This window comes from Citrobacter sp. XT1-2-2, from assembly GCF_023516235.1.
Taxonomy (GTDB): domain Bacteria; phylum Pseudomonadota; class Gammaproteobacteria; order Enterobacterales; family Enterobacteriaceae; genus Citrobacter; species Citrobacter werkmanii.
This window is the reverse complement of the sequence record NZ_CP097324.1, coordinates 4825222-4847379: the sequence shown is the minus strand read 5'-3', so window position 1 is coordinate 4847379 and position 22158 is coordinate 4825222. Positions and strand designations below refer to the sequence as shown.

The following is a 22158-nucleotide window of genomic DNA, read 5'->3' as shown; positions in this document are numbered from 1 at the left end:
GGCAACATGGCAAAGGTGAACGTGATGATGTTCACAGTTTCTACTCATGGGGCGGATTCGGGCAGATGTGACGCCTTCCGCAATTCCCGATCTTTCCCGCCGTATCTTGAAGAATTGACCGTGTTTACGCACTTTGGCGTCAAAAATTTAAGGTGAGGGTAGTAACCCTTAATTACTATTCAGCCATATTCGCTAAACAGGGGGAGCCGTCATGACTGTACTGCATTGCGTAGACTTTTTTCCGACAGGTAAAGCGCCAGTGGCTATTGAACCGCGGCTTCCTCAACCCGCGTTTCCTGAACATCATCATGATTTTCATGAAATTGTGGTGGTCGAGCATGGTACGGGGATCCACGTGTTCAACGGGCAACCGTATGCCATCAGCGGTGGTACGGTGTGTTTCGTCCGCGATCATGACCGGCATTTATATGAACATACTGACAATTTGTGTCTGACCAATGTCCTGTATCGCTCCCCGGATGCGTTTCAATTTTTAGCCGGGCTGAATCAGCTTTTACCTCAGGAACAGAATGGGCAGTACCCATCCCATTGGCGGGTAAACCAGGGGGTACTACAGCAGGTCCGACAGTTGGTGGGGCAAATGGAAGCGCTCGGTGAAGGAATGGATACGCCGACGGCGGCAAATCGTGAAATTCTGTTTATGCAGCTACTGGTCGTGTTGCGTAAAAGCAGCCTGATGGCAGCGGCAACCGATAACGACGCGCGGCTTAACCTTCTGATGGCGTGGCTGGAAGATAACTTTGCTGACGAGGTGTGTTGGGAGGCGCTGGCCGAAAAGTTTTCGCTCTCTTTGCGCACACTGCATCGCCAGCTTAAACAACAAACGGGATTGACGCCCCAGCGCTACCTTAATCGCCTGAGGCTTATTAAAGCGAGACATCTGCTTCGTCATAGTGAGGACAGCGTGACGGATATCGCGTATCTCTGCGGTTTCGGCGACAGTAATCACTTTTCGACGCTTTTTCGCCGGGAGTTTAATTGGTCGCCACGCGATATTCGTCAGGGGCGCGATCTCATTGCGGGAAGCAGCCTGCAGTAACGCGAAAGCTATCAACGTTTTTTACCGCCGAATCTCAGATAATCATGTTCCTTAACGCCGGATGGCAGGGAATATTGTGATGGCGAATCAGCTAATCCTTCTGACATCAGACTTTTTCGCGCATGAACAGCAGGCTGTCGCCGTGGCTGACCGTTATCCGCAGGATGTCTTTGCGGAACATACCCATGAATTTTGCGAGCTGGTCCTGGTCTGGCGCGGCAATGGTCTGCATGTTCTTAACGATCGTCCGTACCGGATAACCCGTGGCGATCTGTTTTACATTCGCGCTGAAGACAAACATTCCTACACTTCCGTAAATGACCTTGTTTTGCAAAATATCATCTACTGCCCGGAGCGGTTAACGCTGAATGTTGACTGGGAAGGGGCGATCCCCGGATTTAACGGTACGCCACGGCAGCCGCACTGGCGACTCGGCAGCGTTGGCATGACTCAGGCCAGGCAGGTGATAAGCCAGCTTGAGCATGAAAGCAATCAACGCGATGCGCAGGCTTTTAACATGGCGGAACTGCTGTTCGGGCAACTGGTGACCCTCCTTAAACGCCATCGTTATGCGACAGATACGCTCCCGGCAACGTCGAGTGAAACGCTGTTGGATAAACTCATTACCGCATTAGCCGGGAGTCATGAGCATGCTTTCGAACTGGATAAATTTTGTGAGCGCGAACAGTGCAGCGAACGCGTTTTGCGCCAGCAGTTTCGCAGCCAGACCGGGATGACCATCAACCAGTATCTCCGCCAGGTGCGGGTTTGCCATGCTCAGTATCTGCTCAAGCACAGCCGGTTAATGATTAGTGAGATTTCCATGCGCTGTGGCTTTGAGGACAGTAACTACTTTTCGGTGGTGTTTACGCGGGAAACCGGGATGACGCCGAGCCAGTGGCGTCATCTCAGTACCCAGCATGCTTAGCTGGCCATTCCCAGACCAACAATGTTTGCCGCGACAATAATTACCACGCAGCCAAGACTCAGTACGCTGACCGGACGTCGACCCGCGTTTTTCCACTCTTTCAATACCAGACCAACAATCCCGCCGCACAGGACATAGAAACTCATGTGCAGCATCCAGCTTACATAGTCATACTGTGCCGGAATACGCGCGTGGCCCCAGGCGTAGAAGAAAAATTGCAGATACCACATTAAGCCACCGAGCGCGGAGAGTAGCACGTTGCTGATGATCAGCGGTTTTGCCAGCGAGAAGTCGGCTTTTATCGACAAGTTCTTCACTTTTGCCAGACGAATAAAGCAAAAACCCAGGTTAACCAGCGCACCACCGCCCATGATAACCACATAGCTGGGCAGAGCGACATACAGTGGGTCCACACCCAATGCGGCGGCGGCATCGTGCATCGGTTTCGCGGCGTTCATCGCAAATGACATCCCCGCGGAGAAAATGCCGCACATGACCGCCAGAACCAACCCTTTTTTCAGGTTGAACTCTTCGGCTTTGATGCCCATTTTGCGTTCTTTTAATTGACCCGCACGGGTAACAATGCCCACGCCAATCAGTGCGACCAACACGCCAAGCAGCGTCATGCGTCCGCCGGAGGTGTTGATCAGCACATCAAAGTTGCCGTTGATAATCGGGGTCATCAGCGTGCCGACAATCAGCGTAATACCTATCGCAATGCCGATACCCATCGACATACCGAGATAGCGCATGGTCAGGCCATAGTTAATGTTGCCAATCCCCCACATCGCCCCGAAAAGAAATACCGGGGCCAGTGTGGAAAGGCTGAAGGAACTGAAGTAGGCCCAGAAATTGGGAAGTAACATAGCGCTGATAGTCCACGGAAGGATAAGCCAGGAGACGATCCCGCCTACCGACCACATCGTTTCCCATGACCAATGTTTGACCTGCTTGAACGGGGCATAGAAACAAGCTGCACTGGCTGCGCCTATCAAATGCCAAAAGATACCCATCGTAATCGCGTTACTCATGACTTAATCCTCGTTATTTTTTATCGTCGGTAATGACCCCTCCGACCTGACGAGTTTAAAAATTACGCAGGGTATTAACCTTTTAACGCTTGCCGCCATTTTGCGCATGTTGGCAATCATCACGTTAAGTGGGTGATTCGGTTCACATCTTTTACAATAAACTGATCGATTAAAACCTTGTAAAAAGTACGGCATTGATAATCATTTTCAATATCATTTAATTAACTATAATGACCCAACTGCTTACGCGGCGTTAACACTGGCCGCCCGACAACACTGGAGATGATTATGAGTTATACACTGCCATCCCTGCCGTACGCTTATGATGCCCTTGAACCGCACTTCGATAAGCAGACGATGGAAATTCACCATACCAAACACCACCAGACTTACGTAAACAACGCAAACGCTGCGCTGGAAAGTCTGCCTGAATTCGCCAGCCTGTCGGCTGAAGAGCTGATCACCAAACTGGATCAACTGCCAGCGGACAAGAAAACCGTACTGCGTAACAACGCCGGCGGCCACGCTAACCACAGCCTGTTCTGGAAAGGCCTGAAAACCGGCACTACGCTGCAGGGCGACCTGAAAGCGGCTATCGAACGTGACTTCGGCTCTGTTGACAACTTCAAAGCTGAATTTGAAAAAGCAGCGGCCACCCGTTTCGGCTCCGGCTGGGCGTGGCTGGTTCTGCAAGGTGACAAACTGGCTGTTGTTTCCACCGCTAACCAGGATTCCCCGCTGATGGGTGAAGCAATTTCTGGCGCTTCTGGCTTCCCTATCGTCGGTCTGGACGTTTGGGAACACGCTTACTACCTGAAATTCCAGAACCGTCGTCCGGACTACATTAAAGAGTTCTGGAACGTGGTTAACTGGGACGAAGCAGCAGCGCGTTTCGCCGCTAAAAAATAAGTTCTAGGCTTAAATAATGCCCCTGCAAGCGCTGCTTGTGGGGGCTTTTTTGTGATCAAAATCAACATGGGAACGATGATCCATTTAAATTGAAACAATGTTTTATTGTGCGGGTGGGATCACTTTTATAATTCCTCTGAATGTCTATCTTCTGTTCATCAAGACGGGCGCATCTCAAAAGCAAGATGCAATCGCCCATAAAAATTGCCCCATTTTTATGTCTACAGGTGATGGAAATGCAGATCAAACGAACGATAGAGAGAATCCCTGGCGGGATGATGCTGGTGCCGCTTTTCCTCGGCGCGTTATGTCACACCTTTTCACCCGGCGCCGGGAAATATTTCGGCTCATTTACCAACGGTATGATCACCGGTACGGTGCCTATTCTGGCGGTCTGGTTTTTTTGTATGGGCGCGTCGATTAAGCTAAGTGCAACCGGCACCGTGCTGCGTAAATCCGGCACGCTGGTCATCACCAAAATTTTGGTGGCGTGGGTGGTGGCGGCAATTGCCTCACGCATCCTGCCGGAACACGGTGTGGAAGTCGGGTTCTTCGCCGGGTTGTCCACGTTGGCGCTGGTGGCCGCCATGGATATGACCAACGGTGGGCTGTACGCCTCGATTATGCAGCAGTATGGCACCAAAGAAGAGGCCGGGGCATTTGTCCTGATGTCTCTGGAATCAGGCCCGCTGATGACCATGGTTATTCTGGGAACCGCCGGGATTGCTTCGTTTGAACCGCACGTGTTTGTGGGGGCTGTATTACCATTCCTGATTGGCTTTGCGCTGGGTAATCTGGACCCTGAACTGCGGGAGTTCTTCAGCAAAGCGGTGCAGACGCTGATCCCGTTCTTCGCCTTCGCGCTGGGTAACACCATCGATTTGAGCGTGATTGCGCAGACCGGCGTGCTGGGGATTCTGCTGGGCGTGGCGGTGATTATCATCACCGGGATCCCATTGATTATCGCCGATAAACTGATTGGCGGCGGCGATGGAACGGCGGGGATTGCCGCTTCCAGCTCAGCGGGTGCGGCGGTTGCCACGCCGGTACTGATTGCTGAAATGGTTCCGGCATTTAAACCGATGGCGCCAGCGGCAACCTCTCTGGTGGCGACCTCGGTGATTGTGACCTCCATTCTGGTACCGATTATCACGTCCATCTGGTCGAAAAAGGTCAAAGCCAGGGCGGCGGAAATTGATCTTCGTGGTACGGTGAAGTAAGCCTCTTTTGCCGGATGGTCTGCGCCATCCGGCTTAGTCAGTTAACCTTTGACGACGAACACCTCATCAATAGTCCGACATTCCCCCTCATTCAACTCTCCGCCAGCATTACGTGACACGCCGGTGCAGTAGCCAAACTTACGCGATACCACGGTTTTGATGGTGGTGACAAAATCTTCGCCAATGGCGTAGATGGACATATAGGTGCCAATCTGGTCCTGAATATCGCGAAGCATCGACAGGTCGCCCTGCTTAAACGCCTCCCGCGCGCTGACAAACAGTTCCGGCATAACGTTGTTCAACCCTGAAATAATCCCCGCCCCGCCTGCCAGCAGGTTAGGAATGTAGTATTCGTCATAACCGGACAGTACGGCAAAATCTTCCCGCACGGCGCGCGTTGTCTGAATCATACTGCGGGTATGTGACTGACAGTCGACGGTATCTTTGATGCCTGCGAAATCTGGGAACTCGGCAGCGAGAGTGGCAACCAGCTCCGGCGTTAAATCACAGCCGGTACGCGCCGGGAAATTATAGGCAAACCATTTACCGCTGAGTTTCTGTCCCAACTGGCGGAAGTAGCTCAGCAGCTGTTTCGCCGTTTGTCCGTAGTAGTAAGGCGGCAGGATCATCACGGCATCATAACCTGCGCGATATGCTTCCTGCGCCATCAACAGAACATCATTCTGGCAGGTGGATGAGACGTTGGCGACCATCTTCAGCGAGCTCATAGCCCGGGCTTCACGGATCAGCAGCAGTCGTTCTTCGAGCGTAAAAGAAGCAAACTCCCCGATGCTGCCCATCAGCAAAATCACGTCGATTTTGGCCTCGGTTAAACGTTTGAGATGCTGGCTCAGACCGTTGAGATCGATCTTGCCGTCATTATCCATTGGCGTAATGGAAGGGCACCAGACGCCAGCAAATTGCGATTGACCAGTCACGTAGTCGACTCCTTATTTGAAATGATGTTTCAAAACCAGCTTACATTGATAGCATGTGTCCCTAAGCTTCATGTGAACCGTGCTCTCATTTTGAGCGACTGGGATAAAATAAATATGGTGTAATGGGGGAAATTTATCGGGAGAGGGAACAGATGCGATATCCGGTCGATGTTTTTACAGGCAAGATTCGGGACTACACGGGAAGTCGTCCCAGCGCGATTGCTAAAGTTCAGGTCGATGGTGAGCTGATGCTGACCGAACTGGGCCTGACGGGGGATGAACAGGCGGAAACGAAAATTCACGGCGGGCCGGATCGCGCGCTGTGCCACTATCCGCGTGAACACTATCAGCACTGGAGACAAGAGTTTCCGGAGCAGGCGGAGCTATTTGTCGCGCCCGCTTTTGGCGAAAACCTCTCCACTGAGGGGCTGACGGAAGAGAATGTGTATATTGGCGACATTTTCCAGTGGGGAGACGCGCTGATTCAGGTCACACAGCCGCGCTCGCCGTGCTTTAAGCTGAATTTCCATTTTGGTATTAGTGATATGGCCAGCCAGATGCAGAGTGCGGGCAAGACGGGCTGGCTATGCAGCGTCATCGCTCCCGGTCAGGTTTCGACGGACGCGCCGTTGATCCTGGCGTCACGCGTCAGCGACGTCAGCGTGCGCGAGGCGATTGCCATTGCCTGGCATATGCCGTTTGATGACTCGCAGTATCACCGTTTACTGTCGGCTGCCGGGTTATCGAAGAGCTGGACCAGAACGATGCAAAAGCGCCGTTTAAGCGGCAAGATCGAAGATAATTCCCGCCGTTTGTGGGGGAAATAACGCTCACCTTTAGCTTGCCATTAAATCAGGTGGCGACACCTGATTTATCGTCCTCATGGTTCATCTCCTCACGTACTAAAACCTGCCTGTCGCGCCATGTGTCCAGGCCATTCTTGATACCTGGCCCACAAAAAGAAACGATGCGTTGAAAAAAAACTTGAGTATTTTGTGCACTCAAATATCTTAGCTTCAAATTGGTTTAAACCAGATTGAGTGAGATGAAAAAGAAAAACAATGTTGATGTGCTCAGAGAGCGCTTTGAAAGCTGGTTAAACGAGAATAATTTGCCAGCGGGCTCCAAATTGCCTTCGGAGAGAGAGCTATGTGAGCTGCTGGATGCAAAGCGCATGACCTTACGTCAGGTTCTGATCGAGCTGGAGATTGATGCACGTATTTTCCGCAAGAACCGTAGCGGGTGGTTTATTTCATCGAAGCGATTCATTTATAACCCGAAATCACTTTCCAGCTTCAATGCCGAGGCCTGTGCCCAGGGGCGTAAACCTTTTTGGGATTATTTGACCAAGGAAACGATTGAAACGGTTCCGCACCATGTTGAGGATGTTTTTCTCTCCTCCGGCGATCGCTATTTAGTTACCGGCTGGTGTGGTCTTGATTCGCATAAAGTGTTTTATCATGAATCCTATATTGATGCCGATGTTGCGCCAGGATTCATAAACAAACTTGGCAATCAGTCTTTTGCCAGCGTCTGGGAAGATGCGTTTGGTCATGTATTAAATATCAAAGAAATGATTTTTAAACCGGTCAACATGCCGGAAGTGGCCTGTAAAGAACTGGGCGTTGCGCCAAATACTTATGGAATTTTAGTAGAAAAACATCGGGCAACCCTAGATAAAAAAGTGGTTCAGGTTGATTTTGAATACTGGCGACTTGAATCAGTGGAACTTGTTATTCGTGATGAATGAGAAAACTATGGGAAAATATAACCAGGAACTTCTCGCTGAACGTGCGAGAAATATACCGCTGTACCTACATGCTTATGCCTTTCATCTGAATATGCGCTATGAGAGAGTCCTTCCTGGCGATCTTCTGGATATTGCATATCAGCAAAAATTAAAAGGTGTAAAAATACATGTTGAGGATGGTGAATCTCAGTCACTGCAGAAACTAAACGATCGACAGTTACACGATTTTAAAGAAAAGGCCAAAAAATATAATTTGGATGTGCATATCGAAACGAGCGCATCGGACAAGGCGACGTTGACGGATGCGATCCGTATTGCCGTGGCAACTGGCGCAACGTCAGTTCGTTTCTACCCGCGCTATGAAGGGCATCTCAACGATGTTATGGCGAAGATCGCCAATGATATTGCGTGGTTGTCTCAGTATGATGATTGCGGCCTAAGCTTTACCATCGAACAGCATGAAGATCTGCAAGGCCATGAGCTGGTGACGCTGGTTAAGAATAGTGGAATGAAGAATCTCTCTATTCTGTTTGATTTTGGCAACATGATTAATGCCAATGAGCAGCCGCTTTCTGCGTTAGAGGTTATGTCTCCTCTGATCACTCAGGTACATATCAAAGACGCTAAAATTATTAAAGAAGGTAAAGGCTGGGGGCATGAGGCTTGTCGTTCTGGATACGGCGACTTACCCATGGAAGAGATGCTCAAAGCATTATTACTCTTAGGTGAAGATAAACCGCAAGTACATGCATTTGGTCTGGAAGAAGAGGTTGAATATTATGCACCGGCATTTCGTTTCGATGATGAAGGTGATAACCCCTGGATCCCATGGCGCGATGCAAGTTATACGCCGCTACCTGACGCTGACATGATTGATGCGCGACTGGCGCAGGAAAAAGAACATGCTCTGGCTCAAATAAAATATATTCGTGACTTGTGTAATAAATTTATAGGTAATCAATAACTTTTTAAAATTTTACTAAATGCGAAAAGGGTTATGAAAATAACTCTACAATTTTATTAATTATATAATTTAATCTGGATATTTCTCTCAACAAGCAATGAGGGTTTACTCATGTTCATGAATAAATGGGCAAGGCTTTGTTTTTTGATTTTAGGCGGCGGCACAATATTCAAACTTTCAAGTATGAAAGATGTTTTCTATGTGCCAATGCAAAATGACTGGGGTTTAACCAATACGCAGATTGGCTTAAGCTTTACGGTTTATACGATTGTTCAGACAACCGGACTGTTTCTTTCGCTCTATATTGCAGACCGTTATTCTAAGAAAATATTATTACCCTTTGGTCTGATCGGCGTAGGGCTTTGCGGTTTATATCTGGCAACGCTACCATCATTTACCGGTTATCTCATTTGCTTTGCCGCAATGGCGTTCTTTGCCGATGTGGTGTATTGGCCGGTATTGCTGAAAGCCGTACGTCTGCTGGGTACGAAAGAAGAACAAGGTCGCATGTTTGGCTTTTTAGAAGCCGGACGCGGCGTGGTGGATGTCATCGTCGCTTCTGGCGCCCTGTTTGTTTTTGTTCAGTTTGGTGAAGGCAAAGCGGGCATGCAGGCGGGTCTGTTGTTTTATACGGTCATTACGCTTGCGGCAGGTATTGTGACGTACTTTATTGTCGATGACGACAAAGTGAAAGGCGGCGAGAATACCAGTGCCAATATGGAAGTGTTAAAGGGTATTAAACATGTTTTGTCCTGCCCTAACGTCTGGTTGGCTTCTTTAGGGATTTTCTTCGTTTACGCCGCATATTGTGGACTGACTTACTTTATCCCCTTCTTAAAAGACATCTACATGTTGCCGGTAGCACTGGTCGGCGCGTACGGCATCATCAACCAGTATGCGTTAAAAATGGTAGGAGGGCCGATTGGCGGGCTGCTGGCGGATAAGGTTGCTAAATCGCCGACGGTGTACCTGAAATGGACCTTTCTGATCTCTGCCGTTGCGATGCTTGTTTTCATGCAGTTGCCGCATCAAACAATGAATGTGTATATCGGTATGGCCGCAACATTAGGATTCGGGGCGATTATCTTCTCACAGCGTGCGATTTTCTTCGCGCCAATGGATGAGATTGGTACGCCACGTGAGTATGCCGGTTCGGCAATGGCGTTTGGTTGCATCATTGGTTATATGCCAGCCATGTTTGCGTACACGTTATACGGCTATTTGCTGGACACCAATAGCGGCATCACGGGCTACAACTATGTCTTTAGCGTGATGATTGCGTTCAGCTTAATGGGCTTTATCTGTTCGACAATCCTGGTGAAGCGGATTAAAAAGCAAAAGCTAGCGGCTGCGACCGCAACTGCATAATGTGAGTGCTTCCCCGGCAATACGTGACCGGGGAAGCCTGTTAAGCGCGTTTGTACAGCGGTAACCAAATCACCAGCCGTAAACCACCCAGCGGGCTGTCTTCGGCCTTCACCCAGCCACGATGCTGCTGAATCGCGGTTTCCACAATCGCCAGACCCAGCCCCGTTCCGCCAGACTCGCGATCGCGCGCCTCATCGGTACGATAGAACGGACGGAAAATCTGCTCCCGGTCTTCAGGGCTAACACCCGGACCATCGTCGTCCACGGTGATGGTGATCCCGTCTTTATCCACCGCGAAGCCCACTTCAATCTGCGTGTGTGAATAGCGCAGGGCGTTGCGCACAATGTTTTCCAGTGCGCTTTCCAGCGCATTTGGGTTACCGTACAGCGGCCACGGACCCGGCGGGAAATTCACCGTGAGCGATTTACCCATCTGCTCGGCTTCAAAGGCGGCGTTATCCAGCACTTCGCCCCATAGCTGATTGGCTTTCACCGTTTCACTGACCAGCGCGTTTTTCTGCTGATTACGTGACATCACCAGCAGGTCGTTGATCATGCTGTCCAGCCGATGCGCTTCTGTTTCAATGCGCTCCAGCTCCTTGCTCTCGCCACTACGACGACGCAGCAGGGCAGTGCCCAGTTGCAGACGCGTCAACGGCGTTCTCAACTCGTGAGAGATGTCCGACAGCAGGCGTTGCTGCGTGGTCATCATCCGCTCCAGCGCCGTCACCATCTGGTTAAAGCTGGCGCCCGCCGCCAGAAACTCCTGCGGACCGGCTTCCAGTTCCGGATGCTGACGCAGGTTGCCCTGGGCCACTTCATCTGCCGCGTTTTTCAACTTACGCGCCGGTTTCGCCAGACTCCAGGCAAGCCAGAGCAATAACGGAGAGCTGACTAACATGGTGACGATCAGCAACAACAGCGGTCGGTCGAACAGCAGGTTGATAAAGTCAGATTGCGAGCTGCTGGCAGGTCGAATGAGATACAGCTGGTAGTTATCTTCACCGTCTCTGACGGAAAAAGGCCCGACCATCTCAACGCGACCGTATTTTTTCTTTTGCGGATGGTCGGCGTTATCGGCCTGACCAATAAAGTTACGAATGATCTGCATTTCGTTGCGTTCTGCGCCGATCACGCGTCCTTCCGTGGTAACAAGTAATAACCGCTGTCCTGGCGGCGCCCACTTGTCTATCGCCCGAAACAAGCGACGCCACCACATCAAATCGTTGGGTGGATCGTTCGCCAGTTCAGCTTCAACGTGTTGCTCAATCATCAACCCCTGGCGCTGCTCGCTGTCCAGTAGCTCGGTCATTTGACGTGAGTCGAGCTTGGGTAGCATCAGTACCAACATCAACACCAGTGCCAGCGTCAACCAGAAGATAGCAAAGATGCGTGCGGTTAAACTCCCTATCATGAAGCGGAGACCATCAGGTAGCCGCGACCACGCAGCGTTTTAAACCACGGATGCCCATCTTTACGCTCTGGCAGCTTACGACGCAGGTTCGAGATATGCATGTCGATCGCGCGATCGAAAGGCGTCAGGCGTTTGCCCAGCACTTCCTGGCTTAGATGTTCACGCGAAACCACCTGGCCGAGATGCTGCGCCAGCAAATAGAGCAGGGTGAATTCGGTGCCGGTTAGCTCCAGAGTTTGCCCGTCGAAGCTGGCTTCCTGGCGACCAGGGTTGAGGCTTAACGCATCCACTTCCAGAGTCGGCGAACCGTTGTCGCTGCTCTGCTGCTGTTCGCTCCAGTGCGAGCGACGCAGAATAGCGCGGATGCGCGCGACCAGTTCGCGGTCGTTAAACGGTTTCGGTAAATAGTCGTCCGCGCCCAGTTCAAGGCCGAGAACGCGATCCAATTCGCTGCCGCGAGCGGTCAGCATGATTACGGGGGTCTGGTGTGTCTGGCGAAGCGCTTTCAGTGTATCGATGCCGTTTTTCTTCGGCATCATGACGTCGAGCAAAAGTAAATCGATGCTGTCATCCAGAAGCTCGAGCGCCTGTTCCCCATCATGGGCAACCAGCACATCGAAACCTTCCATTTCGAGCAACTCCTTTAACAGGGAAGTCAGCTCTCGGTCATCATCAACTAACAGGATTTTATTCATTGTTTACGTACCTCCGAGGCAGAAATTACGTCATCAGGCGTCGCTAATCTATGACTTTACGTTGTTTTACACCCCCTGACGCATGTTTGCAGCCCGAATCGTAAACTGTCTCTCGTTGAATCGCGACAGAAAAGATTTTGGGAGCAAGTGATGGGCAAAGTTACCGCTGCCGTCATGGCCTCAACGCTGGCATTCAGTACCTTAAGCCATGCAGCTGAAGTCGTCACAGGCGATCACTGGCACCTGGGTGAAGGCTCCGCGCAACGCAGCGTACAGAGCCACATGTTTGACGGTATCAGTTTAACCGAACATCAACGTCAACAGATGCGAGATTTAATGCAGCAGGCAAGACACGAACAGCCTCCTGTTAATGTTAGCGAAATGGAGACAATGCATCGCCTTGTCACCGCAGAGAAATTTGATGAAAGCGCTGTGCGCGCTCAGGCAGAAAGAATGGCGCAAGAACAGGTTGCCCGCCAGGTTGAAATAGCCAGGATTCGCAACCAGATGTATCGCCTGTTAACGCCCGAGCAGCAAGCGGTTTTAAATGAGAAACATGAACAACGAATGGAGCAACTGCGCGACGTCGCGCACTGGCAAAAAAGCTCATCGTTGAATTTATTGAGTAGTAGCAACTCACGTTCCCAGTAGTAACCCTGTTTTCCTTGCCATAGACACCATCCCTGTCTTCCCCCACATGATGTGGGGGTTTTTTTTATCAGGTACTTAGAAAAAATCCCTTATAAATCAAACCTTCTAGCAACAGCCACAAGCAGTTACAAGAAGGATATAGCGTTACGGGTGTAGACAAGATGTAGACAACATTGTCACACCGCCAACCCGCCGCCGAGAGGGTTTAACGTTACTGCGTGTTGCAGGTAATCAGGTGCAAGGTGAGCATAAACCATCGTCTGTTGTATGCTGGCGTGCCCCAGAATTTGCTGTAACGCAATAATGTTCCCCCCGTTCATCATGAACCAGCTTGCGAACGTATGCCTAAGCACATGCGTGGCCTGCCCGCGTGGTAAGTCAGGCTTAACCAGCCTGAGCCGTTCGCAGAAGTTTTCATAGTCAACTTTGAACAGTGGCCCGGTGTCGCTGGTCTTGATCTCTTTCTCCAGTTCTTCCGATATCGGAACCGTGCGCTTTTTCCCGTTTTTGGTCTTAAGGAACGTCACACGCCCGTGATTAACCTGCTCACCTCGCAGCGTGCTCCCTTCACCCCAGCGTGCGCCAGTGCTGAGGCATAGCAGTGCTACGCGTCGATCGTCGCCGGTCAGAGTATCCAGCAATTTACGGATCTCTGATTTGGCGAGATAAGTCATAGCTGGCGGCGCTTCTTTCAGTGGTTCCAGACCCTTACAGGGGTTTTCCTTTCTGAACTCTTCCAGCTTTATCAACGTGCTGAACATCCCGGACAAACGGTAAATATCCCGGTTGATCGTTGCTGCGCTGATATCGTCTTCCAGCCGTTGGCTTCGGTGCTGTGCAATCATTCGCTTGTTCAGTCGGTTAACGGCTGGATCACCAAGCGCCCTGATTGTTTTATTCAGGTGCCGCTTTTCAATCTCGCCATTTTCCTGAGTCTGTCCATATAGTAGCCACCAGGTATCTAACAACTCGCTTAAGGTGCGGCGGTCAACGCTCGCGCCCAGCCATTCTTTTTTGTCTGCGTTGGCTAGTACATAACGCTCAAAAAGAACTGCCTCTTGTTTCTTCTCAAATCGCCTGCGGATACGTTTTCCGTTGCGTCCGCGCGGCCATACGTCCACTTCATATTGACCACCTTCGAGCTTCTTAATCGACATAAGAAAGCCCTCCGGCGTTTATTTCCCCATCCTGATAACAGATAGTGAAAATGTAATGTTTATAAACAGTTAACCAGTTTGTTTCTCGGAGCGGTCTGATCCAGTTGGCTCTGGCCCAATGTGTGCGAGGGCCGGTGCGATTTGACCAGCTTGAGGGGCGGTCTTATCAGTCATAAGCCAGAGCGTGTATTTTGCGAAACGTGAATGCTGAGTGATCTTAAGCAAGATATCGCTACCAATACTCTCCACTCTTCCTGTCTCGTAATACTTCTGCGTGCCAGCAGGTATTCCAGTTAATTCAAAGAATTGCTGCCTTGTTAACCCCTCCGCATCCCTGATAGCTCTGATTTTTTCACCCACGCCGCTTGACGGGGTAGGGATCTCTACCATAACATTCTCCTTAAGGGTGGTAATCTCTACCATGAGCAACCGCCAATATAAGCAGTTACAAGCCGAAATAAGCGCCTAGCGCCGATGGGGATTATGACACATGACAGAGAAAGAGTTAGAGGGGTTCATTGAAGTGCGTCACGCCGTTGACGCGGTTCCATACCCTAAATTTGCCGAGTTAATCGGTAAGAAGCCCGCCACGGTTAAGAGCATGATTGAAGACGGTAAGTTGCCGATCATCCCGTGGAAGAACCCGGAAAGCCTGGGCGCCCGTGCTGAGAATTGGATCTATATTCCTGAGTTCAATCGTGCAATGCGTGACGCCTACTACAACCGTCCGAGAGAGCAGCGCGACGCTTGGTTGCTGTGGATCGGTCTTTGAGGTTATCGCGATGAGCCAGAAAACAGCCAACCACGAAAACCGGATGCGTGAATGCAACGACATTCTGGACAGCCATTTAAAAGATATGCAAACGGGCTTCATGATTCGCACCAATAGCGGCGAGTTTATGATCAGGGATAAAAAGCTGATTAAGAAAATAACCAAAGACGTGGCGCGCCATGTTGATGGTGAATTGCTTAAATTGGGAATGTGAGGGGGCTTTTGTGGCTGTGCAATTAATACAGTTAAGTCGTCACTCATATTTATATCGTGGCTTCACGATTCAAAAGTGCCCGCGTAATCCATTTACGTTTAAGCACTCTTATCGTATTTCCAGCAATGGCGATTATTACGGGCGTGACTTTGCTTTAGCGGAAGCCATGCGCACGGTTGATCAGATGTATAAGCAAGGGGGCAGTAATGCACGATGAAGGCCCATCACTGGCAAGCCTGCTTAAGCACGGGTGCCAGGTTACACACTTCAAAAACTCACGCGGTTGGCTGGAAACACCAGACGGGCAATTCTTTAAACCTGAGCCTAGCAAGGTTCAATTTATTAAGGGAATGAGTAAGCCCTTTGTTTATACGAAGAAGATAAACAAAGGATTGCTTTTTAACCTTGTTAATTCTTTGAGAGATTTAATCGGCTAACAACGCCAGTTAAATAGTAATTAAAAAACAGTCTTCACTGTCGTCACTTAATTAAGTGATGGCGCTTTCACTCATCCTAAAAAGGATAAATAGCATGTTTAATAAACTGTTTGGAAAAAAAGTAGCAGCGGCAAAAGTTGAACTTAAGAAAGTGGAAAATCGCGATCTTATGGAAGCTATTGTCGGCGGTTGTCTTTTGGTATCTGCCGCCGATGGCGAGATCGAAAAAGAAGAAACCAGCAAGCTGGATCAGCTTATCCGCTCTAACCCGCGCCTTGCGCATTTCGGCAATGAAATTACATCCACCATCAACCGCTATACGGAACAGCTTGAAGCTGGCTTCCGCGTTGGCCGCATGAACATTTTGCGCGAAATCGACGACATCAAAAACGATCCGAAAGAAGCCGAAGAAGTCTTCGTCAACATGCTGACTATCGCCGAAGCGGACGGCCAGATCGAACCAGAAGAACAGAAGGTGCTGGAAGAGGTCGGGCGCCGTCTGGGGCTGCGTGTTGAGGATTATCTCTGATGCTGCGCGTGCTGGATTCACTACGTCCGGCGCTGGCCCTGCTGTTGGCCTTCATGGTCGTAGCAGTGGATTTCACCAGCTACCTGCTTTCGGTGATTGGCGACGCCTTCTTCGTTGGCGCTCTTCTTCTCCTTGTCTGGCCTGCCCTCAAGTCAGCTAACCAATCAGCGGATCACCAGTAACAGATTGCCGGGGAAACCCGGCAATTTCTGAGGCTTCGAATCATGACTAAACGCGATCAATATAACTTCATCCTGCACGTTCTCTTACCTGCTGTTGAGCGTGAAGGGCTGACGATTAAAACCCGCCGCGATGGTGAGTTAACCCTTTCTTCTGACGATCCCTCTGTTTCCTGCTTTATCGACGACATGCGCCAGCGCCTTACCACGGCGTTGCAGCGTCCGGCTGTTCCATCTTCCCCTTACGGAGTCCTGTAAAATGATCCGCCCGTTCATCAAATGGGCAGGGGGTAAAACCCGTGTCCTTCCTGACTTGCTGCCACACCTTCCTACAGCCGACTGCCTGATCGAACCGTTCGTAGGCGGCGCGTCGGTATTTCTGGCGACTGAATACCGCCGCTATGTGCTGGCTGATATCAACCCGGATCTTATTAACCTGTATCGGGAAGTCACCCGTTACCCGGACTTAGTGATCGATGCGGCCCGCGAACTGTTCAACAGTAAGAACAGCCCGCAGGGATACAACGAGGTCCGCGCCGCGTTCAATAAGCAGGTGGGTACGGTAAAAAGCGGTGGGTTGCGTTATGGCGCTGAAATGGCGTGCATTATGCGCGCTGCTCAATTCCTGTATCTGAATCGCCACGGTTATAACGGCTTATGCCGATACAGCCGGAAGACCGGCTTTAACGTGCCGTTTGGCAAGTATAAGAGCGTCTACTTTCCAGAAAATGAAATCCGCCTGTTTGCCGAAAAGGCCAACGATACAAAGGCAATATTTCTTTGCGCGCCGTTCCAGCGTTCTCTACAGGTCGTCACGGGTGGCGATGTTCTCGTTTACTGCGATCCGCCTTACCTGCCTGAAAGCAAAACAGCCGATTTTACCCAATACCACACCGAACCATTCACGGAAGACAACCACCGCCAGTTAGTCCAGGCACTGCTGGAAGTTAACCGTAAGCATGGCGTGAAGGTCGTCATTTCCAACAGCGACACCGAAGCCACCCGCGCGATTTATCAGCTCTTCAAGATGCACGAAATCAGCGTGCAACGTTCCGTCAGCACTGACAAAGACAACCGACAGAAGGCCAAAGAAGTGATCGGCGTGCTGCCTGTCTGCGACTGCTGCGGGCGTTACGGCGGCGGTTGCCCTGATTGTGGCGCCGTGATGGGTGATGCGACTTACAACGCGATGGTTGCGGCGGGCACGTTTGACGATCTGGAGGCTTTTTAATGGCAAAAATCTATATCGCTGGCCCGATGAGCGGTTTGCCTGGATTCAATCGGCAGGCATTTAACCGTGCAGCCGGGCACGTAGTGCGACGCGGAAACGTTGCCCTTAATCCGGCGATTTTGCCGGATGGATTAGAGCAGGCGGAATACATGGATATTTGCTTCGCCATGTTGCGTTGTGCTGACGAGATCTTCTTGCTGGATGGCTGGCAGCAGTCTGCCGGGGCAAGAGCAGAACACGCGTTAGCTCAAAAGCTGGGGGTGAAGATCCAGCACCAGACGATCGATCGGTTCACGGGGGCGTAATGACCGCCGTAACCCGTGGCCGTCGCGCGCCCTCTCCACCTCCACCGTATCCGGGTAGCGCTGACAATGCTATCCCTTACGCTTATGGCGGGAACAAACCATACCAGCCGATTGGCGTTGATGTAGCGCCGGGGCTGGATGGTTTCGACTATCTCACGCCGGACGGCACGCGTAAGCATATTGCGTTCTGTGAACTGGTAGCGGAAGACGAAAAGCCGGAACGCAGTAAGCTGCTGCGTCGCCGTCTGGCTTCTCTTCCGCAGTATATCCGCCGTCACTTTGCCGCGAAGCTGGATGCGCTGGACGCGAAAGACCGTAAAGCGGCAGATCTCTGGCTGGTTAATACCTTTGAGCGCCACGTATTAACGCGTATTGATAGCGTCAACAGTGTTTACCAGCCTGACACTGTGATGCCCGGCATTCTGCTACCAATCCGCGATCAGCTTTTCCGTATGCTTTGGGCAGGGAAAAAAGAGTTAAAAAGACTGGCTTATACGCTTGCCGATATCTTTACGAGCGAGTTTATACGCGAGTCCGATCACCAGTTGGCGCGCACCGGCGATCCTGAGTTCGCGGCGCTTTCTGGCTATGGCCGTATTGCGTCGCTGGCGGTGCATCTGAAAACGCCGATCCCAGGTTGGACAGCATATTGCAATGAAGAACTTGAAGCGGAGGACGCGTTACGCGCTGTTCTCCGTCTTGAGTCACCGCAGTGGTGGTTAAACCGCCTGCGCCGTATCCATGCCCGGTGGCGTGAGCATTTGATGATCGCAGCGGGATACGTCCAGAAAAAATCTTCCCCATACAGTAGCGCCCCGTGCCTTACGGAATGGCTGGCCCAGAAAAAGGCTAACCGTGAATACCTCAAGGCTATGGAACTGGAAGACCAGGACACGGGCGAGCGCATTTCACTGATCGATAAAGTCGCCGGCAGTGTTGCCAATCCGGCCAACCGTCGCCGCGAACTCATGACGAGAATGCGCGGCTTTGAAGATCTGGCGAAGCTGGAAGGGTTGGCCGGTGATTTCTACACGCTGACAGCACCTTCCCGTTACCACTCCATGCAGCATAACGGGCGCCGCAATAATAAATACTGTGGCGCGTCGCCGCGCGAGACGCAGCAATATCTTTGCAAAGTCTGGGCGAGAACCCGCGCAGCTTGGAAGAGAAAAGGGATCCGCGTCTTTGGTTTCCGCGTGGTCGAACCGCACCACGATGCAACGCCCCACTGGCATTTACTTCTTTTTATGCGCCCGGAATGCGTCGAGCAGGCGCGCGAAATCTTCCGTAAATATGCCCTGAAAGAAGACGGCAACGAACCGGGAGCGCAGGAAAACCGCTTTCAGGTTGTGCCGATCGACGATGCCCACGGCAGCGCAACCGGCTACATAGCGAAATACATTTCGAAGAATATCGACGGCTTCGCGCTGGATGGTGAGAAGGACGGCGAAACCGGGGAAGACCTGAAAGAAATGTCACTCCGCGTTAGTGCGTGGGCATCGCGCTGGGCTATTCGCCAGTTTCAGCAGATCGGCGGTGCGCCGGTCACGGTATATCGGGAACTTCGCCGCCTGGGCGATCGCGAACTGGTGTTACACCCTGAACTGGAAACCGCCCGGCAGGCCGCTAACGGTGGCGAATGGGATAACTACGTATTAGCCCAGGGTGGCCCGTTGGTTGAGCGCGATAAGCTGCGCATCCGTCTGAACTATGAAACCACTGAAAACGGCAACGCCTACGGTGATAACGTCCAGCGAATCACTGGTATTTACTGCCCGATTACGGGCAATGACTCTTTGATCTTCACCCGCACCACTCAATACAAAATCGTGCCGAAGCGCCAGAGCGCTGACGGTGTGGCCGTTGACGTTGGTTTTTCAGGCGGCAGCGCCGCCCCTCGGAGTTCTGTCAATAACTGTACGCGGGATCCCGCGGCAGGTGCTGACGGTGTTGAACATGCCGCCAGCGAAGCTACAGGACAGTCAGGAATGACTGTGCCGGCTGAGGGCGTGACGGTGAATTTTGATGCGCTTTCACGGCAGGAAAAGCGAGAACTGGCGCAGCGGCTTAGTGACGATGTGCGAATTAAGCGTAAAAAACGGCCACCGGAACGGGAAGAGGGGGCCGGGCTATCCGTGAAAGAACAGCAGATCAGTGAACTGCTGGCGCTGCGTGGGATTGATGCCAGCGCCGGAATGGTCAGATCGATGATGGCCGGTGCGTCAGTGGCGTGCGGCGAGCTTGTTATGACCGTGCAGGATGGGCGGCTGGTATCCCGCAACCGCGCAGCGTCCGGGCTGGATAAGCTGCCGTCGCAAGTGATGGCGGCGAAGCAAAAAACAAGCGATCTTGTGAACAGGATGAAAGCAGCATTTTCGCGGAACTAAGCCGATATAAGCCGCTCTAAGAAGCAATTACCCATTTTCCACACAACCGAAATAGTTATGACTTTCGCCGTTTTCTGCTTATAGTGTGCGCGCTTTTGTGTCATAACTAAGCTAATAATAAATGGCATTTCGCTTACACACGCAGTTAGGAGGCTCTTATGACGAACCATAATCAGATGAGTCAGATATATTCTAAATTCGGCCGGGCCGGGTTTAATCTCTCTTACATCCGCAGGTTGTTGCCTGACTGGTGGGATGAGAAGCTTGCTGACACCCCATCAGGGCGCCAGTATGCGTGCCTGCACCTTGCGCGTATGTTTAGCATTCTCCCGGATAGCCTGAAAGATGGTAGCGAAGGGGTATGCTTTAACTTTGGTGGAAACCATAAATATAAACATCGCCAAAATGTAGCCGAGAACGATTTAGATATCGCTACTGCTGTTGCCTATACTGCGGCCGGTATTGTTGCGTCTAATTTCAAAGTCCCTTACGATGCCAGTGCAGTGCTGGATCCTTTGGCGATACGAACCCAGATTCTTACTAAGGAATCATGGGTGTCGCTAGATAGCCTGGTAACATACTGTCATTCGATTGGCATTCCCGTTGTTTATCTAAAATGCTTCCCTCAAGCTGCCAAAAAAATGGCCGGGCTGGCGCTAATGAGTCACGGGCGCCCGGTGATTGTTCTTACTCAGCCTCAGAAATACGGCTATATGCTGTTTGATCTCGCGCATGAGTTAGGCCATATCGCCAGAGGGCATCTGAACGCAGAAAACGGGCAGTGCCATATTGATGCAAAAATTGAGAATGCTTCGACGGACAACGTAGAGAAAGAAGCCAACGAGTTCGCCTTCCAGGTCATTTCGGGGCAGAAGTCTTTACGTATCGTTCCTACCGCTGGCAGGTTGAATGGGCCAGGCTTGGCTCGCGCGGCTCAAAAGTTTGGAAGTGATAATCACATTGACCCAACACACATCGCTTTAAATTATGGTTTCGCGCAGAACTGCTGGGGCGTTGCTGTTAACGCTGTTAAATCACTCTGCGCTGGTGAAGACTCAGATCAGGATTTTGTGAGGGCCATGATGAAAAGCGGGATGGATTTAGAAAATATTCACGAAGATGATCTTAAGGTTTTAGAAAATCTAATCGGGGAATAATAAGTGATTGTTCTTTCTGACAATGATGTCATTTTGAAACTGGCCCAGTGCAATCTGTTATCACAACTGCCAGTGGTTTTTAATCAACCCCCCGAACAGATCTTCATTAACCCTGCTGCTCGTTTTCAGCTTCTGCCGAAAAATCCTGATAAAGCAATCAGGAAGTGTGGTAGCCAGGTTGTTTACGAGCAGGTGGGAGCCTTCATTGAATCTGTACAGGATATCCCGGAAGTTCAGGATTCCCAGCTTATTGAGCTTTTGGGGAGTGTGCCCGGAATTGATGTAGGCGAACAGCTGTTGCTTGCTTCGTGCATAGAGAACCCTGAAGCCATTTTCATGACTGGTGATCGCCGCTGTTTGACTGCAATTGTTGCAAACCAACCGGCCCTTTCCGTGATTCATCAGCGTTTACTGGATGCCGTTGTTACATTTGAGTCGTCGCTTTTGTTATGTGTCCACGGTACAGATCAGGCTCAAGTTTATGAAAATTTGGTGAGCAATCCTAAACCTGACGGTATGTTGAAATTGGCTCTTTCAAACGCTGGCGCTGCAATGTGCGAATGTATTTTTTCTCATACTCGTGAGTTTTACGATTACCTTGCCTTCAAAGATCGACTTCCTGATCGGGAGTGGGGAAGGTAAAAAATTAAGGGCTAACAAAGCCCTTTTTTATTGCGTCAAAAACACTGCAAAAAAATGCACGTAAATGCACAAATATTTCGGCATTCGTATTATCAGGGCAGACCAGACGGGGCGGGCCTTCCGGTGGTCTGCACATTTGCACAAAAAAGCGGGGTTTCTGCGTGCGGGCGAGGCGGGGGAATGAGCGCGCGCTGAGGGGTGGGATAGGGTCGGTATTATC

General features: G+C 51.0%; 27 protein-coding genes. 21 read left to right on the top strand and 6 right to left on the bottom strand.

What is annotated here, in order from left to right:
• Nucleotides 1-211 precede the first annotated feature (211 nt).
• Together rhaS and rhaR are read left to right on the top strand one after the other, a co-directional pair.
• The gene (rhaS, locus tag M4I31_RS23065) at nucleotides 212-1060 is read left to right on the top strand and encodes an HTH-type transcriptional activator RhaS (RefSeq protein ID WP_038635932.1); all 849 of its coding nucleotides are present in this window, start codon (nucleotides 212-214) and stop codon (nucleotides 1058-1060) included.
• 79 nt (nucleotides 1061-1139) lie between these two features.
• Entirely contained in the window at nucleotides 1140-1988 is an 849-nt protein-coding gene (gene rhaR / locus M4I31_RS23060; protein WP_069324871.1) for an HTH-type transcriptional activator RhaR, read from the top strand.
• Here the strand turns inward: rhaR and rhaT are convergent.
• On the bottom strand, nucleotides 1985-3019 hold the full coding sequence (rhaT, locus tag M4I31_RS23055) for an L-rhamnose/proton symporter RhaT (RefSeq protein ID WP_042313441.1): 1035 nt from the start codon (nucleotides 3017-3019) through the stop codon (nucleotides 1985-1987). The two genes, rhaR and rhaT, sit on opposite strands and share 4 nt — an antisense overlap.
• Before the next feature lie 288 nt (nucleotides 3020-3307).
• Between rhaT and sodA the strand changes: the two genes are divergently transcribed.
• A complete protein-coding gene (sodA, locus tag M4I31_RS23050; protein ID WP_038635943.1) occupies nucleotides 3308-3928 on the top strand; it encodes a superoxide dismutase [Mn] in 621 nt (206 codons plus the stop codon).
• 236 nt (nucleotides 3929-4164) lie between these two features.
• Complete coding sequence (gene kdgT / locus M4I31_RS23045; protein ID WP_038635946.1) at nucleotides 4165-5148, top strand: 2-keto-3-deoxygluconate transporter; 984 nt, start codon at nucleotides 4165-4167, stop codon at nucleotides 5146-5148.
• A 41-nt stretch (nucleotides 5149-5189) separates the two neighbouring features.
• On the opposite strand, the gene M4I31_RS23040 is transcribed toward kdgT, so the two are convergent.
• A complete protein-coding gene (locus M4I31_RS23040) occupies nucleotides 5190-6086 on the bottom strand; it encodes a dihydrodipicolinate synthase family protein (RefSeq protein WP_085049718.1) in 897 nt (298 codons plus the stop codon).
• Between the two features lie 152 nt (nucleotides 6087-6238).
• Between M4I31_RS23040 and yiiM the strand changes: the two genes are divergently transcribed.
• From yiiM to M4I31_RS23020, 4 genes are all read left to right on the top strand, one after another.
• Nucleotides 6239-6913, top strand: coding sequence for a 6-hydroxyaminopurine reductase (gene yiiM / locus M4I31_RS23035; protein WP_085049719.1), 675 nt, complete (start codon nucleotides 6239-6241; stop codon nucleotides 6911-6913).
• A gap of 218 nt (nucleotides 6914-7131) precedes the next feature.
• Complete coding sequence (locus M4I31_RS23030) at nucleotides 7132-7836, top strand: GntR family transcriptional regulator (protein ID WP_085049720.1); 705 nt, start codon at nucleotides 7132-7134, stop codon at nucleotides 7834-7836.
• Between the two features lie 7 nt (nucleotides 7837-7843).
• Entirely contained in the window at nucleotides 7844-8800 is a 957-nt protein-coding gene (locus tag M4I31_RS23025; RefSeq protein ID WP_060683767.1) for a sugar phosphate isomerase/epimerase, read from the top strand.
• A 117-nt stretch (nucleotides 8801-8917) separates the two neighbouring features.
• The gene (locus M4I31_RS23020) at nucleotides 8918-10168 is read left to right on the top strand and encodes an MFS transporter (RefSeq protein ID WP_087856673.1); all 1251 of its coding nucleotides are present in this window, start codon (nucleotides 8918-8920) and stop codon (nucleotides 10166-10168) included.
• Between the two features lie 40 nt (nucleotides 10169-10208).
• On the opposite strand, the gene cpxA is transcribed toward M4I31_RS23020, so the two are convergent.
• Together cpxA and cpxR are read right to left on the bottom strand one after the other, a co-directional pair.
• A complete protein-coding gene (gene cpxA / locus M4I31_RS23015; RefSeq protein WP_042313425.1) occupies nucleotides 10209-11582 on the bottom strand; it encodes an envelope stress sensor histidine kinase CpxA in 1374 nt (457 codons plus the stop codon).
• Complete coding sequence (gene cpxR / locus M4I31_RS23010) at nucleotides 11579-12277, bottom strand: envelope stress response regulator transcription factor CpxR (protein ID WP_038635960.1); 699 nt, start codon at nucleotides 12275-12277, stop codon at nucleotides 11579-11581. The genes cpxA and cpxR overlap by 4 nt, the downstream gene beginning before the upstream one ends.
• A 150-nt stretch (nucleotides 12278-12427) precedes the next feature.
• On the opposite strand from cpxR, the gene cpxP reads away from it, so the two are divergent.
• Entirely contained in the window at nucleotides 12428-12928 is a 501-nt protein-coding gene (gene cpxP, locus M4I31_RS23005; RefSeq protein ID WP_069324867.1) for a cell-envelope stress modulator CpxP, read from the top strand.
• Nucleotides 12929-13104: 176 nt separating this feature from the next.
• Here cpxP and M4I31_RS23000 read toward each other — a convergent pair whose 3' ends face one another.
• Together M4I31_RS23000 and M4I31_RS22995 are read right to left on the bottom strand one after the other, a co-directional pair.
• The gene (locus tag M4I31_RS23000) at nucleotides 13105-14085 is read right to left on the bottom strand and encodes a tyrosine-type recombinase/integrase (RefSeq protein WP_250856844.1); all 981 of its coding nucleotides are present in this window, start codon (nucleotides 14083-14085) and stop codon (nucleotides 13105-13107) included.
• Nucleotides 14086-14154: 69 nt separating this feature from the next.
• Complete coding sequence (locus tag M4I31_RS22995; RefSeq protein ID WP_250856843.1) at nucleotides 14155-14475, bottom strand: helix-turn-helix domain-containing protein; 321 nt, start codon at nucleotides 14473-14475, stop codon at nucleotides 14155-14157.
• A 100-nt stretch (nucleotides 14476-14575) separates the two neighbouring features.
• Between M4I31_RS22995 and M4I31_RS22990 the strand changes: the two genes are divergently transcribed.
• The 12 genes from M4I31_RS22990 (at nucleotide 14576) to M4I31_RS22935 (ending at nucleotide 21938) form a co-directional block, all read left to right on the top strand.
• Nucleotides 14576-14857: a Cox family DNA-binding protein gene (locus M4I31_RS22990; protein ID WP_021312625.1), complete on the top strand. Its 282-nt coding sequence runs from the start codon at nucleotides 14576-14578 to the stop codon at nucleotides 14855-14857.
• Nucleotides 14858-14867: 10 nt separating this feature from the next.
• A complete protein-coding gene (locus tag M4I31_RS22985; protein WP_250856842.1) occupies nucleotides 14868-15071 on the top strand; it encodes a hypothetical protein in 204 nt (67 codons plus the stop codon).
• A gap of 10 nt (nucleotides 15072-15081) precedes the next feature.
• Nucleotides 15082-15288 (top strand): DUF4761 family protein, encoded by a 207-nt coding sequence (locus M4I31_RS22980; RefSeq protein WP_000290619.1) that lies wholly within the window; start codon nucleotides 15082-15084, stop codon nucleotides 15286-15288.
• The gene (locus M4I31_RS22975) at nucleotides 15278-15508 is read left to right on the top strand and encodes a phage filamentation protein Fil family protein (protein ID WP_048275527.1); all 231 of its coding nucleotides are present in this window, start codon (nucleotides 15278-15280) and stop codon (nucleotides 15506-15508) included. Before M4I31_RS22980 ends, M4I31_RS22975 begins: the two co-directional genes overlap by 11 nt.
• 94 nt (nucleotides 15509-15602) lie before the next feature.
• A complete protein-coding gene (locus tag M4I31_RS22970; protein WP_000482341.1) occupies nucleotides 15603-16037 on the top strand; it encodes a tellurite resistance TerB family protein in 435 nt (144 codons plus the stop codon).
• Nucleotides 16037-16219 (top strand): DUF3927 family protein, encoded by a 183-nt coding sequence (locus M4I31_RS22965; protein ID WP_000946669.1) that lies wholly within the window; start codon nucleotides 16037-16039, stop codon nucleotides 16217-16219. The genes M4I31_RS22970 and M4I31_RS22965 overlap by 1 nt, the downstream gene beginning before the upstream one ends.
• A gap of 42 nt (nucleotides 16220-16261) precedes the next feature.
• Nucleotides 16262-16474 carry a hypothetical protein gene (locus M4I31_RS22960; protein WP_000166617.1) on the top strand — a complete coding sequence of 71 codons (213 nt, stop codon included), beginning with the start codon at nucleotides 16262-16264 and terminating at the stop codon, nucleotides 16472-16474.
• Nucleotide 16475: 1 nt separating this feature from the next.
• A complete protein-coding gene (locus M4I31_RS22955) occupies nucleotides 16476-17447 on the top strand; it encodes a Dam family site-specific DNA-(adenine-N6)-methyltransferase (RefSeq protein WP_250856841.1) in 972 nt (323 codons plus the stop codon).
• On the top strand, nucleotides 17447-17752 hold the full coding sequence (locus M4I31_RS22950; RefSeq protein WP_250856840.1) for a DUF4406 domain-containing protein: 306 nt from the start codon (nucleotides 17447-17449) through the stop codon (nucleotides 17750-17752). Before M4I31_RS22955 ends, M4I31_RS22950 begins: the two co-directional genes overlap by 1 nt.
• Nucleotides 17752-20139 (top strand): replication endonuclease, encoded by a 2388-nt coding sequence (locus M4I31_RS22945; RefSeq protein WP_250856839.1) that lies wholly within the window; start codon nucleotides 17752-17754, stop codon nucleotides 20137-20139. Before M4I31_RS22950 ends, M4I31_RS22945 begins: the two co-directional genes overlap by 1 nt.
• A 158-nt stretch (nucleotides 20140-20297) precedes the next feature.
• Nucleotides 20298-21296 carry an ImmA/IrrE family metallo-endopeptidase gene (locus M4I31_RS22940; protein WP_052929074.1) on the top strand — a complete coding sequence of 333 codons (999 nt, stop codon included), beginning with the start codon at nucleotides 20298-20300 and terminating at the stop codon, nucleotides 21294-21296.
• 3 nt (nucleotides 21297-21299) lie between these two features.
• Nucleotides 21300-21938 (top strand): hypothetical protein, encoded by a 639-nt coding sequence (locus M4I31_RS22935; protein WP_000636523.1) that lies wholly within the window; start codon nucleotides 21300-21302, stop codon nucleotides 21936-21938.
• The last annotated feature ends 220 nt before the right edge of the window (nucleotides 21939-22158 follow it).

Coding starts and splice junctions, on each gene's coding strand:
- rhaS (WP_038635932.1), top strand. CDS start 212: ATGACTGTACTGCATTGCGTAGACTTTTTTCCGACAGGTAAAGCGCCA.
- rhaR (WP_069324871.1), top strand. CDS start 1,140: ATGGCGAATCAGCTAATCCTTCTGACATCAGACTTTTTCGCGCATGAA.
- rhaT (WP_042313441.1), bottom strand. CDS start 3,019: ATGAGTAACGCGATTACGATGGGTATCTTTTGGCATTTGATAGGCGCA.
- sodA (WP_038635943.1), top strand. CDS start 3,308: ATGAGTTATACACTGCCATCCCTGCCGTACGCTTATGATGCCCTTGAA.
- kdgT (WP_038635946.1), top strand. CDS start 4,165: ATGCAGATCAAACGAACGATAGAGAGAATCCCTGGCGGGATGATGCTG.
- yiiM (WP_085049719.1), top strand. CDS start 6,239: ATGCGATATCCGGTCGATGTTTTTACAGGCAAGATTCGGGACTACACG.
- M4I31_RS23030 (WP_085049720.1), top strand. CDS start 7,132: ATGAAAAAGAAAAACAATGTTGATGTGCTCAGAGAGCGCTTTGAAAGC.
- M4I31_RS23025 (WP_060683767.1), top strand. CDS start 7,844: ATGGGAAAATATAACCAGGAACTTCTCGCTGAACGTGCGAGAAATATA.
- M4I31_RS23020 (WP_087856673.1), top strand. CDS start 8,918: ATGAATAAATGGGCAAGGCTTTGTTTTTTGATTTTAGGCGGCGGCACA.
- cpxA (WP_042313425.1), bottom strand. CDS start 11,582: ATGATAGGGAGTTTAACCGCACGCATCTTTGCTATCTTCTGGTTGACG.
- cpxR (WP_038635960.1), bottom strand. CDS start 12,277: ATGAATAAAATCCTGTTAGTTGATGATGACCGAGAGCTGACTTCCCTG.
- cpxP (WP_069324867.1), top strand. CDS start 12,428: ATGGGCAAAGTTACCGCTGCCGTCATGGCCTCAACGCTGGCATTCAGT.
- M4I31_RS23000 (WP_250856844.1), bottom strand. CDS start 14,085: ATGTCGATTAAGAAGCTCGAAGGTGGTCAATATGAAGTGGACGTATGG.
- M4I31_RS22995 (WP_250856843.1), bottom strand. CDS start 14,475: ATGGTAGAGATCCCTACCCCGTCAAGCGGCGTGGGTGAAAAAATCAGA.
- M4I31_RS22990 (WP_021312625.1), top strand. CDS start 14,576: ATGACAGAGAAAGAGTTAGAGGGGTTCATTGAAGTGCGTCACGCCGTT.
- M4I31_RS22985 (WP_250856842.1), top strand. CDS start 14,868: ATGAGCCAGAAAACAGCCAACCACGAAAACCGGATGCGTGAATGCAAC.
- M4I31_RS22975 (WP_048275527.1), top strand. CDS start 15,278: ATGCACGATGAAGGCCCATCACTGGCAAGCCTGCTTAAGCACGGGTGC.
- M4I31_RS22970 (WP_000482341.1), top strand. CDS start 15,603: ATGTTTAATAAACTGTTTGGAAAAAAAGTAGCAGCGGCAAAAGTTGAA.
- M4I31_RS22965 (WP_000946669.1), top strand. CDS start 16,037: ATGCTGCGCGTGCTGGATTCACTACGTCCGGCGCTGGCCCTGCTGTTG.
- M4I31_RS22960 (WP_000166617.1), top strand. CDS start 16,262: ATGACTAAACGCGATCAATATAACTTCATCCTGCACGTTCTCTTACCT.
- M4I31_RS22955 (WP_250856841.1), top strand. CDS start 16,476: ATGATCCGCCCGTTCATCAAATGGGCAGGGGGTAAAACCCGTGTCCTT.
- M4I31_RS22950 (WP_250856840.1), top strand. CDS start 17,447: ATGGCAAAAATCTATATCGCTGGCCCGATGAGCGGTTTGCCTGGATTC.
- M4I31_RS22945 (WP_250856839.1), top strand. CDS start 17,752: ATGACCGCCGTAACCCGTGGCCGTCGCGCGCCCTCTCCACCTCCACCG.
- M4I31_RS22940 (WP_052929074.1), top strand. CDS start 20,298: ATGACGAACCATAATCAGATGAGTCAGATATATTCTAAATTCGGCCGG.